11 protein-coding genes are annotated in these 19980 nt (G+C 40.3%); all 11 read left to right on the top strand.

The genetic code is table 11. From position 1 onward, the window contains the following. The 11 genes from HC176_RS11305 to HC176_RS11255 all read left to right on the top strand — a co-directional run bounded on the left by HC176_RS11305 (nt 1) and on the right by HC176_RS11255 (nt 19131). A complete protein-coding gene (locus HC176_RS11305) occupies nt 1-939 on the top strand; it encodes a carbohydrate kinase family protein (RefSeq protein ID WP_167918370.1) in 939 nt (312 codons plus the stop codon). Continuing rightward, nucleotides 936-2486 (top strand): sucrose phosphorylase, encoded by a 1551-nt coding sequence (gene gtfA, locus HC176_RS11300; RefSeq protein ID WP_167918368.1) that lies wholly within the window; start codon nt 936-938, stop codon nt 2484-2486. The genes HC176_RS11305 and gtfA overlap by 4 nt, the downstream gene beginning before the upstream one ends. An 86-nt stretch (nt 2487-2572) precedes the next feature. After that, the gene (locus HC176_RS11295; protein ID WP_167918366.1) at nt 2573-3775 is read left to right on the top strand and encodes a GAF domain-containing sensor histidine kinase; all 1203 of its coding nucleotides are present in this window, start codon (nt 2573-2575) and stop codon (nt 3773-3775) included. Nucleotides 3776-3854: 79 nt separating this feature from the next. Further along, the gene (locus tag HC176_RS11290; protein WP_167918364.1) at nt 3855-6155 is read left to right on the top strand and encodes an NADP-dependent malic enzyme; all 2301 of its coding nucleotides are present in this window, start codon (nt 3855-3857) and stop codon (nt 6153-6155) included. A 51-nt stretch (nt 6156-6206) separates the two neighbouring features. Beyond that, nucleotides 6207-6788: a Holliday junction branch migration protein RuvA gene (ruvA, locus tag HC176_RS11285; RefSeq protein WP_167918362.1), complete on the top strand. Its 582-nt coding sequence runs from the start codon at nt 6207-6209 to the stop codon at nt 6786-6788. A gap of 5 nt (nt 6789-6793) precedes the next feature. Further along, complete coding sequence (sov, locus tag HC176_RS11280; RefSeq protein WP_167918360.1) at nt 6794-14038, top strand: T9SS outer membrane translocon Sov/SprA; 7245 nt, start codon at nt 6794-6796, stop codon at nt 14036-14038. Between the two features lie 67 nt (nt 14039-14105). Beyond that, the gene (gene gcvH / locus HC176_RS11275) at nt 14106-14486 is read left to right on the top strand and encodes a glycine cleavage system protein GcvH (RefSeq protein WP_167918359.1); all 381 of its coding nucleotides are present in this window, start codon (nt 14106-14108) and stop codon (nt 14484-14486) included. Further along, nucleotides 14479-14856 carry a VanZ family protein gene (locus HC176_RS11270; RefSeq protein ID WP_167918357.1) on the top strand — a complete coding sequence of 126 codons (378 nt, stop codon included), beginning with the start codon at nt 14479-14481 and terminating at the stop codon, nt 14854-14856. Before gcvH ends, HC176_RS11270 begins: the two co-directional genes overlap by 8 nt. A 59-nt stretch (nt 14857-14915) precedes the next feature. Continuing rightward, nucleotides 14916-15635 (top strand): energy transducer TonB, encoded by a 720-nt coding sequence (locus HC176_RS11265; protein ID WP_167918355.1) that lies wholly within the window; start codon nt 14916-14918, stop codon nt 15633-15635. A gap of 313 nt (nt 15636-15948) precedes the next feature. Further along, a complete protein-coding gene (locus HC176_RS11260; RefSeq protein ID WP_167918353.1) occupies nt 15949-16734 on the top strand; it encodes an energy transducer TonB in 786 nt (261 codons plus the stop codon). 303 nt (nt 16735-17037) lie between these two features. After that, entirely contained in the window at nt 17038-19131 is a 2094-nt protein-coding gene (locus HC176_RS11255; protein WP_167918351.1) for a gliding motility protein RemB, read from the top strand. Nucleotides 19132-19980 lie beyond the last annotated feature (849 nt).

Raw genomic sequence — 19980 nt, 5'->3', positions numbered from 1 at the left:
ATGATTCAGAATAATAAAGATATAGATATATTATGCGTTGGTGAAGTGCTGGTCGATTTTATTGGTCATCAATCTGGAGTGCTTATCAATGAGACACGTGATTATCATAGGTATTTAGGAGGCTCACCAACAAACGTAGCGATGAATTCCGCTCGATTGGGGTTGAATTCGGCATTGGTGGCTACGGTTGGTAACGACGGTTTTGGAGAATATATATTTAAAAGACTGAAAGAGGTTGGTGTGAACACCAGTTTTATCAAAAAAATGGAGAACAAAGCCACTAGCGTCATTTTTGTGTCGCGGTCTGAAGGTACTCCAGATTTTCTTCCTTTTAGGGAAACCGATTATCACATCGATGAAAGTCAAATTACAGAAGAAACCTTAAGAAAAACCAATATTTACCACACTACATGTTTTGCGTTAAGCCGAAAACCGGCACAAGAAACCATTCTTAAAAAAGCCGAAGAAGCAAGTAAACAAGGTTGCACTTTGAGTATTGATGTTAACTATGCCAGAAAGCTTTGGGATAGCCGAGAGGAAGCTTTAAAAGTGATAAAGACCTATTGTAATTTAAACCCTCTGGTAAAAATTAGTGAAGATGATATGCTCCGTCTTTTTGAAAAGGAGCTTCCGCACGAAGAAATATTTAAATTTTTTCATAATCAAGGTGTCGATACCGTTTGTTTAACCTTGGGTAGCAAAGGCGTAAAGTTGTCGCAAAAAGGAAAAGAAGAGATAGTGAAGCCGGCTGTAAAAATAGAAAAGGTTATGGATGCCACTGGTGCAGGCGATGCCTTTTGGTCTGGTTTTTTATTCGCTTATATTAATAAAAAGTCTGTTGATGAATGTCTTGAAGTGGCTTTAAAACTAGCGGCACTCAAACTTCAAAATGTAGGACGATTGCCAGATAATATCAATATTTTATCAAAACTGTTATGAAAGATGAACAAACAATAATGTCTAGTGGGGTAATGCTCAATGCCTATCCCGATAGTATAGGTGAAAATCTGGGCGATTTAATTGCCATGCTAAAAAAGCCTGAGTTTAAGGATGTGTTTTCGCTGTTTTACGTCTTGCCTACTTTTTTTAATAGTGATTTAGATCGGGGATTTTCAATTATAGATTATAACTTGAATGAAGCATTGGTTTCAGAAAGCGATTTAAAAACTTTAGAAGCGTTAAATATTAAACTAAAGTTCGACATTGTTTTAAACCACTTATCGGTCGCTTCGCCTCAGTTTAAAGATTTGTTGCAGAACGGCGAACAATCAAAATACAAAGATTTCTTCATCAATTGGAATACCTTTTGGGACGGGAACGGTGAAAAAAATCAAGAAGATGTAGTAGTGCCCAATAAAGATTTTTTGGATAAACTGTTTATGCGTAAAGCAGGACTACCCATTTTAAAAGTGCCATTTCCTGATGGTACGGAACAACCCTACTGGAACACGTTTTATCAAAAAATAGCGGTGGATGAAGCCTCCAACGAAAAAACATTTTTAGGGCAAATGGATGTTAATGCCAAATCCGAATTGGTTTGGCAATTTTACGAGGAAACCCTGGCTAAATTAAAGCAATATGGTTGCAAAATTTTACGTCTCGATGCTTTTGCCTATCTCCATAAAGAAGTTGGCGAAACTAACTTTTTTAATAAACCGGGCACTTGGCAGTATTTGGAGCGTATAAAACAAATTGCAGATAAACATAATTTGGTGCTTCTGCCAGAAATCCATGCAGAATATGGCGCAAAACTCCATGAAGAAGTGGCAGGTGAAGGGTATCCTATTTATGATTTTTTTCTTCCAGGTTTAATGATTCATACTTTGGAAACTGGAAGCAACAAAGCCTTGATTAAATGGGTGAACGAGGTAGTTTCCAAAGGTTATAAAACCGTAAATATGTTGGGGTGCCATGATGGTATTCCGGTTCTGGATTTAAAAGGTAAAGAGATTGATGGTAAATACAATAAAGGTTTGTTGGAAGACGCCGAGATTGAAGCCGTAATGGATAAAGTGATGGAGCGTGGCGGAAGAGTGAAAAACCTCTACGGGCCTTCAGGAGAAAAAATCTCATATTACCAAGTCAATGCTACATTTTTTAGTGCCCTTGGCGAAGATGAAAATAAAATGCTTTTGGCGCGTGCTATCCAAATGTTTATGCCGGGTATTCCGCAAGTTTGGTATTTGGATATGTTTGCCGGAAAGAACGATTATGAGGCAGCCGATAATGCAGGAAGTGGAGGGCATAAAGAAATTAATCGAACTACTTTAACCTTGCAGGACGTTGAGGAGGGATTAAAAACAGATGTGGTCCGCTATCAATTGGAGATGATTAGGTTGCGAAATACTTCCAAAGCATTTTTGGGCGAAATGCACATTAAAAATACTTCGGAGAACAAGATTGATATTACTTGGGAAAATGACGGAGAGTCTGTTCGTTTAAAAGCAGACCTTGAGACCTTTGAGTATGAAATTGATAAGAACTAATACCGCCAAATTTAAAACAACAAAATTTTAACAGTAGTTAATGTAATTATTTTACTAGATTGGAGTTTTTTAAAAAAAAGAAAAGCATGATAACTCCAACCGAGCCAGAAAACGAAAAAGAAAGATTAGAGTACTTAAAATCTTTCAGTATCCTCGATACATTGCCCGAAGACGATTATGATAACATTACAAAAATTGCCACCGAGATTTGCGATATGCCTGTGGCATTAATTAGCCTAATTGACGACAAACGCCAATGGTTTAAATCGCATCATGGTTTAGATGCTACCGAAACTCCCAAAGAATATGCCTTCTGTGCGCATGCTATAAACGACCCTCATAATGTATTCATTATTCAAGACGCGAGAAAAGATGAGCGCTTTATAGGAAACCCGCTGGTTGATGGAGAACCTGCGGTTATTTTTTACGCTGGGGTACCCCTTACTTTGGAAAACGGATTGCCCTTGGGTACCTTGTGTGTAATAGATCATAAGCCTAATTTGTTAAGCCAAAGCCAGATTCAATCTCTAAGTGCACTTTCCAATCAGGTTATGAAACTTTTAGAGCTGCGAAAGAACAAATTTTTATTGGAAAGTACTCTGCAGGAATTGGAAGAAAAAAACCATGAACTGGAGCGCTTTGCTTATGTTGCGGCACACGACTTAAAATCACCGTTGTTAAGTATAACCGGTTTAGCTAATTTGCTTGTTGAAGAATACAAAGTGAAGATAGATGGTCAAGGCATACAAATGCTGGAAATGATTATCCATTCTTCAGAGAGTCTGGCGAGTTTAATTGACGGTTTACTTGCATACAGTAAAAGTGATAGCGTTTTAAATCAAGAAGCATCAATTATTAAACTGGACGAGATGAATACTGAAATTCTCGAACTTTTTAATTTCGACCATGATGTAAAAATGACTGTAAATTCTACTTTGCCAAGTATTAAGGCCAACAAAACGGCCATCTATCAAATTCTAATCAATTTGGTGGCCAATGCCATTAAATACAACGACAAGGAAGTAGCAGAAATTGAAATATCAGTTTCAGAAACCAATAAAAAATATAAATTTAGGGTTAAGGATAATGGCCCGGGTATAGCTCCAGAAAATCAGCATAAAATATTCAATATTTTTGAAAAACTGAATAGTCAAGATCGGTTTGGCCGAGAAGGTAACGGCATTGGCTTGGCAACGGTTAAAAAGCTGGTTGAAAAATTAGGGGGAGCCATAAAAGTAGACTCAGAATTGGGTCATGGGGCTACATTTAGTTTCACAATCAATAAATAAAATTCAATTTTTTCAAAGAAAAACGATATGGTTGGGTAGGTTTATTATCTTTGTTCGTTTAGTTAATTAACCGAAAACTATGAGTGAAGAAAGCAAACGCAGAGAGGCTTTAATATATCATGCCAAGCCCGTTCCCGGGAAAATAAAAGTAGTCCCCACTAAAAAATACGCTACACAAAGAGATTTGTCTTTGGCCTATTCGCCAGGCGTGGCAGAGCCTTGTTTAGAAATTGAAAAAGATAAAAACAACGCCTATAAATACACGGCCAAAGGTAATTTGGTGGCCGTAATTTCCAACGGAACGGCGGTTTTAGGTTTAGGGAATATCGGCCCTGAAGCCTCAAAACCCGTAATGGAAGGAAAAGGTCTGTTGTTCAAAATCTTTGCCGATATCGATGTTTTTGATATTGAAGTCGATACCGAAAATGTTGATGAATTCATTGAAACGGTTAAAAACATTGCGCCGACTTTCGGAGGGATAAACCTTGAAGACATCAAAGCGCCCGGCGCTTTTGAAATTGAGCGTCGATTGAAGGAAGAGCTTGATATTCCGGTAATGCACGACGACCAGCACGGTACGGCCATTATTTCTGCGGCGGCGTTAATCAATGCTTTAGAGCTCACCAATAAAAAAATTGACGAAGTTAAAATCGTAATCAGTGGTGCTGGAGCAGCGGCCATTTCTTGTTCGCGATTGTACCAAGCTTTTGGTGCCAAGCGCGAAAATATGGTGATGTTGGATAGTAAAGGCGTTATTCGAGATGACCGTGAAAATCTATCTTCTGAAAAAGCAGAATTCGCCACACACCGCAAAATCGATACTTTGGAAGAAGCAATGGTCGATTCCGATGTGTTTATCGGGCTGTCTATGGCCAACGTGCTATCGCCCGAAATGCTGAAATCTATGGCGAAAGACCCTATTGTGTTTGCCATGGCCAACCCGCATCCCGAGATAAAGTACGATTTGGCTATTGCCACCAGAAAAGACGTGATTATGGCCACGGGTAGAAGCGACCATCCTAACCAAGTGAACAACGTGCTTGGGTTTCCGTTTATTTTCCGTGGCGCTTTAGACGTTCGTGCGACTAAAATCAACGAAGAAATGAAAATGGCAGCGGTCGAGGCTTTGGCCAGATTGGCTAAAGAACCCGTGCCAGAGCAAGTAAATATCGCTTATGGCGAAACCCGTTTGGCGTTCGGAAAAGATTATATTATTCCGAAGCCATTCGACCCCCGATTAATTGCCGAAGTACCACCAGCTGTGGCAAAAGCGGCCATGGAAAGCGGTGTGGCCAAATCGCCCATTACCGATTGGGAAGATTATAAAGATACCCTTCGCGAGCGTTTGGGCTCTGATAATAAATTGGTGAGGTTACTTTTGAACCGCGCCAAATTGAATCCGAAGCGTGTGGTTTATGCTGAAGCCGACCAATTGGCTGTAATTAAAGCAGCACAGATAGTTTATGAGGAGGGCGTAGCGATTCCTATTTTATTGGGACGAACCGAAACCATTAAAGAATTGATGGCCGAAATCGAGTTTGAGGCCGACGATGTCTTGATCATCGATCCCAAAACGGAAGAAGAAAACGACCGAAAAAATAAATACGCCAAAGTGTATTGGGAACAGCGCAAACGCCGTGGTGTAACCTATTACGCGGCACAACGATTAATGCGTGAGCGAAACTATTTTGCTGCGATGATGGTTAACGAAGGCGATGCCGATGCTTTGGTTTCAGGCTATTCCAGAAATTACCCGAGTGTGGTTAAGCCGATGTTGGAGCTAATAGGCATGGCCGATGGCGTAAACCGTGTGGCCACCACAAATATGATGATGACCAAGCGTGGCCCGTTGTTTTTAAGTGATACGTCCATCAACATCGACCCCGATGCAAAGGTACTGACCAAAATTGCTCAAATGACTTCGCATGTGGTAAAAATGTTTGGACTTACTCCGGTTATGGCCATGATTTCATATTCAAACTTTGGGTCGTCAACCAGCGAAAAGGCTTCAAAAGTGCGCGATGCCGTGGCCAACCTGCATCGTTATCACCCAGAAATGATTGTAGATGGTGAATTGCAAACCGATTTCGCCCTAAACGACGAGATGCTTAAAGAGCGTTTTCCGTTTTCAAAATTGGTAGGCAAAAAAGTGAACACGCTTATTTTTCCAAATTTAGATTCGGCAAACATTACCTATAAATTACTAAAAACCCTCAACGAGGCAGAATCCATCGGTCCCATCATGATGGGTATGCGAAAACCGGTGCATATTTTGCAATTGGGAGCCAGTGTTGATGAAATTGTAAACATGACCGCCATTGCCGTTGTAGATGCACAACACAAGGAGCAGTTGGAAAAGGAAAAGGCCAGTGCCAAGTAATCCTATTGAAAATAAATTTATTACATTTGGTCGGTTAATGAAGTGCTGTAGATGATAACACATATTCAAGGAAAACTTACTGAGAAAAATCCAACGCATGTGGTTATTGATTGTAATGGAGTGGGGTATATGCTCAATATTTCGCTGCATACTTTTTCGCAAATACCTGATGCCGAGAACTTAAAACTATTTACCCACCTTCAAGTTAAAGAAGATTCCCATACACTTTATGGTTTTTCATCGCTTGCCGAACGCGAAATTTTCAGGTTGCTGATTTCCGTTAGCGGCATTGGTGCCAGTACGGCACGAACCATGTTATCGTCCTTAACACCCAAACAGGTGCGCGAGGGTATAGCTGGTGAAGACGTCGCATTAATCCAATCCATAAAAGGGATTGGTGCAAAAACGGCTCAGCGTGTTATTATTGATCTTAAGGACAAGGTTTTAAAGATTTATGATATCGATGAAGTTTCGGTTTCAAAAGACAATACCAATAAAGATGAAGCGTTATCTGCTTTAGAAGTGCTCGGTTTTGCCAAAAAACAAGCAGAGCGAGTGGTCGATAAGATTGTGAAGGCCCAGCCCGATGCCGATGTTGAAACCATTATAAAACAAGCTCTAAAAAATTTATAACTATTTTGAACAGAACTAACCAAAACTCTTATAAACTATATACTTTACTGGTTTGTGTTTTATGTGTTTCCTTTTGGTCTTGGGGTCAGGAGCCGGTTAAAGATTCTGTTCAAACGGGGTATAATGTAGGCCAAATAAAAATGCCCAACCCCAACAGTGTCGAATCTAAATACACTTATGATCCCGTAACCGATCGCTACATTTACACTGAAAAAATCGGTGAATTCAATATCAATTATCCGGTCATTTTAACGCCCGATGAATACTATGCCTTGGTTGCAAGAGAAAATTTAAAGGGCTATTACAAAGAAAAAATCGATGCCTTTGATGGCAAAAAAGAAGGTGCCGAAGACGAACGCAAAAACCTGTTGCCCGAATTTTATGTGCAGTCCGATTTTTTTGAAACCATTTTCGGAAGTAATGTCATTGAAGTGGTGCCGCAAGGTTCGGTTGAAATGGATTTGGGCATCCTATTTTCAAAACAAGATAACCCCTCCTTTTCACCACGAAACCGAAGTAATTTTACTTTCGATTTCGATCAGCGCATCAGTTTAAGTTTGTTGGGTAAAGTGGGAACGCGGTTGCAGGTAACGGCAAATTATGACACTCAATCAACTTTCGATTTTCAGAATTTAATCAAGTTGGAATATACGCCAACGGAAGACGATATCATCCAAAAAATTGAAGTGGGTAACGTGAGCATGCCACTCAACAGTTCGCTCATCACGGGCGCACAAAGTCTATTTGGTGTAAAAGCACAACTGCAATTCGGGAAAACGACTGTAACGGGTGTGTTTTCCGAGCAAAAATCGCAGGGTAATACGGTAGTGGCACAAGGGGGCGGAACGCTGGAAGAATTCGAACTTTTTGTTAGGGATTACGACGAAAACCGTCACTTCTTCCTGTCCCAATATTTTAGGGATACTTACGATGCTTCATTGGCGAATTATCCATTTATAAATAACCGAGGGTTACAGATTACCCGTATTGAAGTTTGGGTAACCAACCGAAGCAACCGTACCGAAAACGTAAGGAATATAGTGGCGTTACAGGATTTGGGTGAAACCGATAAGGTCTATTCAAATGTGAATGTTTTGGCGGGGCCGGGCGCTTTTCCGGATAACGGAAATAATGCATTTGATCCTACCAATATAACTGGTTCTGCGCCAAACTCACAATTAAACCAAAATATCCGCGACATCTCAACCGCTCAAGCGGGCATCGAGGTGGCCAACACCCGCGAAGGTTTCGATTACGCGAAATTAGAAAATGCCAGAAAACTAACCCAAGGACAGGAATACACCGTAAACCGCGAATTGGGGTATATTTCTTTAAACCAACGTTTAAATAACGATGAGGTTTTGGCAGTAGCGTTTCAATATACTGTGTCCGGAAATGTATACCAAGTGGGTGAGTTTGCTAATGATGGTGTGGACGCTACAGATGTGGAAACCAATGCCCAAGGTCAGGTCACTTCCGTGGTCAACTCTAGTTTGGTGCTTAAAATGCTAAAAAGTAGCGTAACCAATGTCGATTTGCCTATTTGGGATTTGATGATGAAAAACATCTACGACACGGGAGCCTATAATTTGAGTCAGGATGATTTTAAGCTGAATATTTTTTATAATGAAGCCTCACCGCTGAATTTTATTGCACCCGTTGGCGGTAGTTTTGCTTTGGATATCAACGGAAACCCGGTGAATGGTTCAACACCCGAAGGCGATTTAATTGAAAACTCACCATTGTTGAGAGTGTTCAACCTCGATAAATTGAATTTCAATAACGATCCGCAAACCCGAGGTGATGGTTTTTTCGATTTTGTGCCGGGCATTACCGTGATTCCGCAAAACGGAAAAATTGTGTTTACCAGTGCCGAGCCATTCGGGGAATACTTGTTCAATAAACTGGGAACGGGTAATTACGAAGATGAAACAACTTACGACGACAACCAACAAAAATACGTTTTCAATACGCTGTACAACAGTACAAAAACAGCCGCTTTAGAGGACGCAGAAAAAAATAAATTCAAAATAAAAGGCCGATACAAATCCAGTGGTGGCGATGGTATTCCCATTGGTTCGTTTAACGTCCCGCGAGGTTCGGTGCGTGTTACTGCTGGCGGGCGTGTATTGGTTGAGGGTATCGATTATACGGTGAATTATCAATTGGGTCGTGTTCAAATTTTGGATGAGGCCTTAAAAGCTTCAAACACACCTATTGAGGTTTCCACTGAAAATAATGCGGTTTTCGGTCAGCAAACCCGACGTTTTACAGGGTTTAATGTCGAGCATAAATTCAATGAAAACTTTGTTTTGGGCGGTACTTTGTTAAATCTTAACGAACGCCCCATTACACAAAAGGCGAACTATGGGTCGGAGTCCATTAACAACACCATTTTCGGATTGAATGGAAACTACGCCACCAAAGTACCGTTTTTAACCCGATTGGCGAATAAGCTGCCCAATATTGATACTGATGTGGAATCGAACTTGTCGCTACGTGGCGAGTTTGCTTATTTGGCACCCGGCGCACCCAAAGGCACCGATTTAAACGGTGAAGCGACCTCTTACATTGACGATTTTGAAGGCTCGCAAAATGGTATCGATTTAACCTCGCAACAATCGTGGTTCTTGTCCAGTAGACCAATCGATTTAAATGGCGATGGGCAACCCGATGCAGAAGACGATGCCACTATCGAAAATGGGTACAACCGTGCCATGTTAAACTGGTATGTTATCGATCCTATTTTTTACACCAGTCAACGACCCACTGGTGTTACTGATGACGATCTTTCCGATTTGTATACCAGCCGCGTGTTCATTAACGAGCTGTTCCCCGATAGGGATATTGTTCAGGGACAAAACTCGGTGCTTTATACTCTAGATTTAGCGTACTACCCCGAAGAACGTGGGCCATACAATTTCGATCCTAATGCTTCTGACGGTACTATTGACGACCCCAGCCAAGCTTGGGCCGGTATTACCAGACAGATTACCTCAACCGATTTCGAGCAGCAAAACGTAGAGTACATCGATTTTTGGTTGCAAGATCCTTTTCAGGGCAACCCTAACAACCCGGGAGGAAAACTGGTATTCAATCTCGGTAATATTTCCGAAGATATCATAAAAGACGGTAAAAAATTATATGAAAATGGCTTGCCGGAAGACGGCGATGTCAGTTTGCTTCAACCTACTAGCTGGGGAACGGTAACGCCACAAAACCAAAGTTTGGTGTATGCCTTCGATACTACTGGGCAAGAGCGTACCAACCAAGATGTGGGTTATGATGGATATGACGATGAGGAAGAGGCTGCGGTATTTGGAAGCCAATTTGGGGATGACCCTGCCAACGATAACTACACCTATTTTTTAAATGCCGAAGGCGGGATTTTTGAGCGTTATAAACGATATAATGGAGTGGATGGCAACTCGCCAGATACTTTTTCGAATACCAACCGTGGGGCCAATACCCAACCCGATGTAGAGGATATTAATCGTGACAATACCATGAACACGATTGATAGCTATTTTGAATATGAGTTGGATTTAAATAGACAAAATCTCCCAACATCGATTGCCGATTTTCAGAATTTGCCAGATTCCAATCCGTTAAAACAATTTTTAAGAGATTATAAAGAGAGACAACGTAATTTTCCTAACGGAGAAAGCGAAAATGTACGCTGGTACCAGTTTAGAATTCCGGTGCAAGGGGCACATGTTAGAGCTGTGGGAGGTATCAACGATTTAAGATCGGTGCGTTTTGCGAGAATCTATTTAAAGGAGTTCCAGCAATCTACTGTATTCCGTTTTGGAACCTTGGACTTGGTGCGTAGTGATTGGCGCCGTTTTACCCAAGCTTTAGATAAAGATGACCCGGAGCCAAGCGACCCACAAACCGATTTTTCAGTGGGTGTTATCGGTACTATTGAAAATGAAGGTAGTTATGATAGACCACCAGGAATTGAGCCTGAAGAATTGTTTAATAACAATACGGTGGTGCGCCAAAACGAACAATCGTTGGTTACCAAGGTTTGTAATCTGGAAACCGAAGATGCCCGTGCGGTGTTTAAAAATATCAATGTGGATATGCGTCAGTACAAACGCATCAGGATGTTCATGCACGCTGAAGATGACGACGATTCTGGAGCGGGCAGTTTAGGAGACGGTGATTTAGTTGGTTTCATAAGAATGGGTAACGATTTAACGGAAAACTATTATCAAATTGAGATTCCGTTAATGGTTTCAACATCTACTTCCAGAGAGGGGCTTTGGCCTACCGAAAACGAAGTCAATCTACCCATTGAGATTTTAGGAAAAGTAAAAGCCGAAGGTATTTCAAATATGACCTTGGCTAACGAAGACCCCACGTTTTATGATATTGTGAATGACGAACTGGTATTAGCTGCCGATCCGTACAGCGGTCATGTTATTGGTCAGCATCGTGTAGGAATAAAAGGAAACCCTAGCTTTGGAGATATTAGAACTTTAATGGTTGGGGTGAAAAACGTTTCGAACGACAACAACCTTTGCGCCGAAGTATGGTTTAACGAATTGCGACTTTCAGATTTAGAAAACGAAGGGGGTTGGGCAGCCGTGGTAAGCATGGACAGTAATATTGCCGATTTTGCCAACGTTAGTGCCACGGCAAGACAAAGTACTTCTGGTTTTGGTGCTTTGGAGCAGGGCCCAAGCCAGCGTAGTTTGGAGGATGTGAAGCAATACGATGTGGTAACCAATATTAATGTGGGGCAGTTGCTGCCAAAAAAATGGGGCATCCAGGTGCCGTTTAATTATGGGCAAAGTGAAGAGTTGATTACCCCGAAATACGATGCCTTTTATAAGGATTTAACTTTGGAGTCGCGATTGGAAGCGGCCAACGATAACGCCGAGCGTGAACAAATCAAAAAAATATCGGAAGACTATACCAAACGCCAAAGCATCAATTTTATTGGGGTTAGAAAAAATAGGACGACCGATAAAAAACCGCGCTTTTATGATGTAGAAAACGTAACGCTAAACTACTCGTACAACAAAGTGGAGCACCGCGATTTCGAAATTGAAAACTCGGTAAACAAAACCTTAAGGGTTGGGGCCAACTATGCGCACAATTTCAATCCGGTGAAAGTGGAGCCGTTTAAAAACAACGACTCACTGTTCAGAAATAAATATTGGAAAATCATAAAAGATTTTAACTTGAATTTATTGCCATCGAGTTTTACGGTAAATACCGATATTAACAGGCAATTCAACAAACAAAAATTCAGGGAAGTTGATTTAACGGGCGATAATATTGGTATTGAGGAACTCTTCCGAAGAAATTATACTTTCGATTTTCAATATACCATCAATTACAATTTAACCGACGCGCTTCAGTTTAATTTTACGGCGGCAAACAATAATATTGTTAGGAATTATTTTGTTGATAACGATTTAATCCGAGGTGAGCAGGACGAGCGACTGGATGTTTGGGACGGTTTACTGGATGTGGGTGACCCGAACAGGCAAACCCAAAATTTGGGGGTAACCTATCAATTACCGATTAATAAAATCCCGACGTTCAATTTTATTGATGCCACGTATCAATACACGGGTAGTTTCCAATGGCAAAAAGGCTCCGATTTATTTGGCAATGTAGAGCTAAACGGGCAAACTTACGATTTGGGAAATACCATTCAAAATTCCAATGTGCACAACCTGAACACATCGTTGGACATGACTCGTTTTTACAAATACATCGGTTTGGTGAAAAAACCGGTGCGAACAGTAAGACGACGAACCAATACGCCTGGCGGCCCTCCAGGAGCGAATCCTGAAAACAATAAACCTTCACGGCCTAAAAACCAGTCGATGACCAAAATTTTAAATGCGGGAGTTGATATTTTAACCAGTATAAAAAGAATTCAGTTTAATTACTCTGAAAACAACGGAACCTTTTTGCCGGGTTATACCAGAACACCTGGTTTTGTAGGGACTTTGAAACCCACCGTTGGTTATACTTTTGGTAGCCAAAGTGACGTGCGTTATTTGGCGGCAAGGCGAGGTTGGTTAACCGCTTTCCCAGAGTTCAACCAGCAATTCACAGCAACCAATACCAAACAATTGGATTTTTCGGCGAGCTTGCAACCGGTTTCCGATTTAAAAATCGACTTGCTTGGAAACCGTGCCTATTATGAAAATTATGCCGAAAATTACAATGTGGTAAATGGGATTTACAATCCGTTAACACCAAATACCTTTGGGAATTTCAATATTTCAACGGTATTGATAAAAACGGCTTTCAGTAAAAGTGATGAAAATGTAAGCGAAGCTTTTGATGAATTTAGGTCAAACCGACTGAAAGTGGCCGAACGTTTGGCTGAAGAATTTTATGGAACTACAAACTACGAAAGAAATGCCGAGGACGGCTTCCCGCTAGGTTTCGGTAAAAACAGCCAGAAGGTGTTATTGCCAGCGTTTTTGGCTGCCTATTCGGGGCAGGATGCCAACAAGGTAAAAACATCGGCGTTTAGAGATGTGCCCATCCCGAACTGGGATTTAAAGTACACCGGTTTCATGAAATTCGACTGGTTTAAAAAACATTTTAAGCGTTTTTCTCTTACGCACGGCTACCGTTCTACATACACCATCAACCAGTTTACAACCAACCTGAATTTGAATTTAGACCCAGATGCGAACGAGCAGCCCGTTGCCGAAACCCCATACTCGAACCAGCCACAGGAAGCATTGGATCAATCGGGGAACTTTAAAAATGCTCGTTTGTTCAGTAACATCAACTTAACTGAAATGTTCAGCCCGTTGATGCGATTGGATTTCGAAATGAAAAATTCGGTTAAAATTTTGGCCGAAATTAGAAAGGATAGGTTACTGTCTTTAAGTTTCGATAACAATTTAATGACCGAAGTGCAAGGGAACGAATACATCATAGGTTTGGGTTATCGTATAAAAGACTTGCGCATCCGATCAAATCTGGCCGGGCCACAAAAGCGTATTGTTAGCGATTTGAATATGAAGGCCGATATTTCTGTGCGTGATAATAAAACCATTATCCGTTACCTCGATTTGGAAAACAATCAAATCACCTCGGGGCAAACCATTTGGGGCTTGAAATATTCGGCTGATTATGCCTTCAGTAAAAACCTAACCGGCATCTTTTATTTCGATTACACGTTTTCAGAATATGCCATTTCAACCGCATTTCCGCAAACTACCATCCGTTCGGGGCTAACCTTGAGGTATAATTTTGGTAATTAAGACGCTTAAAATTTGAATTTTACAGGCGAATAAATACTTTTGCTGAAATAATTTAATAGATAAATAAATGAACATTCCTTCAGAATTAAAGTACACTAAAGATCACGAGTGGGTATCCATTCAAGGTGATATTGCTACTATAGGTATTACCGATTTTGCACAGAGCGAACTGGGCGATATTGTTTATGTTGAGGTTGAAACCTTGGACGAGACTTTAGATGCCGAAGACATTTTTGGAACGGTTGAGGCCGTAAAAACAGTTTCCGATTTGTTTTTGCCGCTTTCTGGCGAAGTTGTTGAATTCAACGAATTGTTGGAAGACGAGCCTGAAAAGGTAAATAGCGATCCTTATGGCGATGGCTGGATGATTAAAGTGAAAATTTCGGATGCCGAGGAAATCAACGGACTCATGTCTGCCGACGACTATAAAGCCTTAATTGGTGCTTAAAAAACTAATACTTCTGGCAACCATTTTGTACACATTGGCCTTAACCTTGGTGTGTTTAATTCGGTTGAATAATTTACCAGATGTAGGGGTTTCTTTTGGCGATAAAATCTTTCACTTTTTGGCTTACAGCGTTTTAACTTTACTTTGGTTTGGTACGTTTTTGTTTTATACCAGTGCAGGGCGTTCAAAAGCCATACTTTACGCCACGGTTTTTGCGGTAATCTTTGGTATAATTATTGAAGTATTACAAGATACCATGACCGATTTTAGAAGTTTGGATATTTACGACATGATAGCCAACAGTCTCGGCGCATTGTTAACCGCTGGAACTCTGTGGATAAAGAAAACTTTACAAGTTAAAAACCAATAAAGCCTTGCTTTTTTGGAAAATAAATAGTTAAATTAGCAATCTTGATAAACGAATAAATTATGGAACCTAAAAAAAATCCTAAAGCAAATGTTGGGCGAAACAGTTCGCTGTATTTCGCCATTGGGTTAGCACTTATGCTATTCCTTACCAATTACGCCATCAACTATAAAACTTACGATAAAGAAGAAATAGACGTAGGTATGGTGGTTATGGAAGAGGAGATTGAAGAAGAAATTCCATTAACAGAACAGATACAAACGCCACCGCCACCACCGCCACCACCAGCAGCTCCCGAGGTTATCGAGATTGTTGAAGATGAGGTTGAGGTTGAGGAAACCGTAATCGAATCGACTGAGGTAGATCAAGAAACCGAAATTGTTGAGGTTGAAGAAGTAGAAGTGGTAGAGGTTGAAGAAGACATTGACGTACCGTTTTCAGTTATTGAAAATGTACCGGTTTTCCCTGGTTGTGAAAAAGGAAACAATCAGCAGAAAAGAGATTGTATGTCTGAAAAAATCCAAAAGTTTGTACAAAAGAAATTTAATACAGATTTGGCCAGTGATTTAGGTTTATCGGGAAGACAGCGTATCAACGTAATCTTTAAAATTGACAAAACAGGTAGCGTAACGGGTATCCGTTCCAGAGCACCGCACCCTGCTTTAGAAAAAGAAGCAGCAAGGGTAATCAATTTATTACCAAAAATGAAGCCCGGAAAACAAAGAGGTAAGCCGGTAAACGTACCGTATTCGTTACCAATTATCTTCCAAGTACAAGATTAAGTTTACACTTTATAAATTATAAAAACCTTGAAGTTCGCTTCAAGGTTTTTTTGTGCGTTATGGTTTCGCTTTCAGGAAAGGGAGTTTGATTTAAAAAAAAACATTGGTAATCTTCTTTTTAATGACATTGTTTAACGAATTGTGTCATTCCGAATGAGGTACGAGGAGGAATCTCATAATTGTGGAATTTCTCGTAGTTTATCTTGAGCGTAGCTGAAGCATAAAACCCCGCTACAATTCTGTAACGGGGTTTCGTTTTTGGTATGCTTATTGTGACTTTAGCATATTATTAACATTTTAAACTATAATTATTATGAGACATCAAAAGATCGCTCACAAACCCATTCGGCAAAATGGGGAAGTCGAGAAAAAGCCACACAAGCACGACACAAATTTACAAAAAAACTCCACCCTTTATTTTCAGGTGGGACTTATTGTTTGTTTACTGGCCGCCTATGGGTTGCTTGAAATGAAGTTTGAAACGGCCAATGTCGAGATTGCAGCCTTGCCTCCAATTGACACAATATACATTGCCGACCCTCCAAATTTCACTCCCGAAATTATTGAAGAAAGCAAGCCTGTTGAGAAAGTTGTTACGGCCCCAAGTGAAACTTTTATAGAGGTTCCCGATGAAACACCTGATATTTTTATTGAGGAAACCTTAAAAAAGGAAAAGGTGATTGCACCAATAACTTCACCCGGCGATATAATTTTAGAGGAAAAGCCAAGAGAGCCAGAAAATGTTTCTTTTATTTTAATTGAAGATGCTCCTATTTATCCAGGGTGTGAAAAGTTTAAGGATAATAAGGGTAGAAAAAAGTGCATGTCCGATAAAATCACCAAGCTTATCCAAAGGAAGTTTGATGGCAACGATATTGCAACAAGCTATGGTTTGCAGGGTGTACAAAGAATAGATGTGCAATTTACAATTGACAAAACAGGTAAGGTTAATGATGTTAAAACTAGGTCGCCACACCCAAAATTAGATGAGGAAGCTGAGCGGGTTATAGATATGATTCCACAAATGACTCCCGGAAAGCAGAGGGACAAGAACGTAGGTGTGATTTATAATTTGCCAATTATTTTTAAGGCTCAATAAATAATTACCAGGTCATTTTGTAAAGGAGGTTCAGAAAATATACTTTTTTGAACCTCTTTTTGGGTTTAAACTAATTGTAAGAGACTGTCTAAAAAGTGATAAATAAACGTCATTGAGAGAAAATAGCTTGCACTGAGTGCAGTAGAAGTTAAGCAATCTCATGTTCAGCAACTTCATTTAAAAGATGCCTTCACGTTGTTCGGGATGACGACTTTTAATATAGCTTGTTTCGTGAGTTTGGCCAATCGGCAATCTAAAAAAATATAGTATCTTTCAGTCCTAAATCAATGCTTTACAACACGCATGCGCTTATTTATTGTTCCCATTCTACTTTTTGTTTTGCAATTCGGTAATGCTCAAATCCAATCGGTAAATGAAAAACCGCCTGTTTTTCCAGAGTGCGATAGCGTACCTATTACTAGTTTGCAGGATTGTTTCGATAAGCAGGTATTCAATCATATTTTCAATCATTTTAACGTGCCAGAAGATCTTGCCCAACAAAATTATAAAGGTGAAGTGTCTGTACTTTTTGAAGTGGATACTTTAGGGCAATTTCAAGTGGTTTATGCCAATGCAGTTTACCAATCGTTGAAAGACGAAGCCAAACGGGTTTTTGGCGCCATGCCGAAAGTTGCCCCAGCAACTTACAACGGCCGACATACTTTTGCCCAATATTCGGTGGCAATTCAAATTCCGTTGCACAACCAGTATGTGAAACGGCAGCCTGTTTCAAATGAAAACGAAATCAATCAACAAGCAATGGCGGCCAAACGCGAATTCGATAGTGTCAATGCCAGTTTAAAAACCTTCGAGAACCCTAAATTCGACAGTCAGTTAAACATTCCGTTTACGCATAGCGATTACGCGCGTTTTGATTACGGAATGAATTTAGTGGGCACCAATAGTCATACCGCATCAAAACCCTTCGTTTATGAGGATGTTTCGAAATATTATGATTTTAAAACCGAACAGGAGCAGTTGAAAAAAGAAGCCGGAACTTGGGCGGGCAAAAAACTGTGGAATGAACATTTGGTGCAGTTACAAGGCGAGAATTATTGGTTCACTATCGACCCGATTTTCGATTTGCAATTGGGAAGCGATGCCGAAATTGGTTCCACTTATAATAATACCCGCGGACTTTTAGTTCAGGGCGGACTGGGCAAAAAATTGAATTTTTACACTACCGTTTTTGAAAGTCAAGGCCGATTTGCCGATTACGTGAACCGCTATGCTGAAAGTTTAAAAGCTTGGGGACCCGATCCGGCTATTATTCCCGGGCGTGGCATTGCCAAGCGTTTTAAAACCGATAGTTACGATTATCCCGTGGCTGAAGCATACCTGTCGTACGCGCCAACCGATTTTATGAATGTGCAGTTTGGGCATGGTAAAAATTTTATTGGTGATGGCTATCGGTCGTTGTTATTGAGCGATGTGGTGAGCCCGCATCCCTTTTTAAAACTGAACACCAAATTCTGGAAAATAAAATACACCAACACTTGGATGTGGCTAAAAGATGTGCGAGACGAAGCGGTGGCCGACAAAGCTTTTTTAACCAAATACATGGCCAACCATTATTTAAGTTGGAACGTGTCGAAACGGTTGAACATTGGGTTGTTCGAATCGGTGTTGTGGACTAACTCCAATAACCGCGGGTTTGATGTGAATTATTTAAATCCCATTGTGTTTTATCGCGCCATTGAATTCGAAACGGGGCAAGGTGCCGGAAATGCGCTTTTGGGAGCCACGGCAAAATATAAATTCAGTGACGAGGTGAATGCCTACGGACAATTCATTTTAGATGAATTTTCGTTAGGCGATATTAAAGGCGGCGAAAGAAGTTGGAAAAACAAGTACGGCTACCAGCTTGGGGTTAAATATTTCAATGCTTTTAAAGTGGACAATTTGTTGCTGCAAATGGAGTACAATCGCATTAGGCCGTTTACCTATTCGCATAACACCATTGTGCTGAACTACGGGCACAACAACCAAAGCATGGCGCATTTGTGGGGTGCCAATTTTAGTGAGCTGATTTTAATTGGCCGCTACCGTTACCAACGTTGGTACGGCGATGCCAAGTTTATTTTTGGTATGCGCGGACTCGATTTTAACAACGGCACCGATAACTTTAGTTACGGCGGCGATATTTACCGCGATTACAACGACCGCCCTTTCGATACGGGCGTTGAAGTGGGGCAGGGCATAAAAACCAACAGTTTTTACGCCAATCTGCAAGCTGGCTATTTGGTAAACCCCGCTTCGAACCTTAAGATTTTTACCGATATTACGGTTCGGAATTTTAACCCCGAAGCCACCACAGCATCCACGTTTGAAAACAATACTGTGTGGTTTAACTTTGGATTACGCACCGATTTGTTTAATTGGTATTTCGATCATTGACAATTGTTTGTCATTCCCGCGCTTGTGCTGAGCGTAGACGAAGTGAAGGCGGGAATCTTTTAAATTGGAGTTCATGTCACCCTGAACTGTCAGGCTGAGCGGAGTCGAAGCCTTGTTTCAAGGTTGCACCATTTCAGGACCAAAAGCAACTTTTCGTCATCACGAGGGAAGAATGACCGAAGTGATCTGCCGATGTGAACTATTTTTTGATGAGATGGCGTCGTCATGCTTCCTCGCCATGACGTTGTTGAGAGATTTTCAAGAATTAAAAAGCCTTTAGATAATGGCGTAAAACACTTACATTTACAGGATAACAACACAAAACTCTTTATGCCCTAACGTACTTTGCAGGATATCGTTAATAAAAGCTTGGATATAATAAATAAGACAATACATAGACAAACCCGCATTGAAAAAGAAATTAAACTCTATAGATTTATTAATTGAAAATCTTCAAAAGGAATTTTCCAAAATCCCAAATTTTGAACTTACTCAAAATGACCCACTCGGAAAAAAAACTTTTTGATTTTGTAGTGCGATTTGTTTCAGAATTTCACTCATATCAAGATTTATTTGTTCAATTCTACCTTCCTGCTTCATTAAAATCAATACAAACTTTTAAAAGAGAACTTAAGTTTTCAAAGTATAAACAATTCTTCAATTTAACCGAAGATGAATTCAAAGAAAATTATTTTGAAACTGTCAGATTAGGGTATGTCGGTGTGTAACCTTCCCTAAAAATAAGACAGTTTAAAATTCGAAATTATTAATTTTAAACCAATAAACTGTCAGATGAAAAAAAGTAGATTTACCGAAAGTCAGATCATCAAGATCTTAAAAGAAAACGAA

Source organism: Tamlana crocina (assembly GCF_012037625.1).
The sequence above is the reverse complement of the archived record's forward strand: the minus strand, read 5'-3'. Positions and strand labels throughout refer to the sequence as shown.

Bases quoted from the DNA above. Each gene is read 5' to 3' on its own strand.
- HC176_RS11305 (WP_167918370.1), top strand. From the start codon at position 1: ATGATTCAGAATAATAAAGATATAGATATATTATGCGTTGGTGAAGTG.
- HC176_RS11255 (WP_167918351.1), top strand. From the start codon at position 17,038: ATGCGCTTATTTATTGTTCCCATTCTACTTTTTGTTTTGCAATTCGGT.
- HC176_RS11260 (WP_167918353.1), top strand. From the start codon at position 15,949: ATGAGACATCAAAAGATCGCTCACAAACCCATTCGGCAAAATGGGGAA.
- gcvH (WP_167918359.1), top strand. From the start codon at position 14,106: ATGAACATTCCTTCAGAATTAAAGTACACTAAAGATCACGAGTGGGTA.
- HC176_RS11265 (WP_167918355.1), top strand. From the start codon at position 14,916: ATGGAACCTAAAAAAAATCCTAAAGCAAATGTTGGGCGAAACAGTTCG.
- HC176_RS11290 (WP_167918364.1), top strand. From the start codon at position 3,855: ATGAGTGAAGAAAGCAAACGCAGAGAGGCTTTAATATATCATGCCAAG.
- HC176_RS11295 (WP_167918366.1), top strand. From the start codon at position 2,573: ATGATAACTCCAACCGAGCCAGAAAACGAAAAAGAAAGATTAGAGTAC.
- ruvA (WP_167918362.1), top strand. From the start codon at position 6,207: ATGATAACACATATTCAAGGAAAACTTACTGAGAAAAATCCAACGCAT.
- gtfA (WP_167918368.1), top strand. From the start codon at position 936: ATGAAAGATGAACAAACAATAATGTCTAGTGGGGTAATGCTCAATGCC.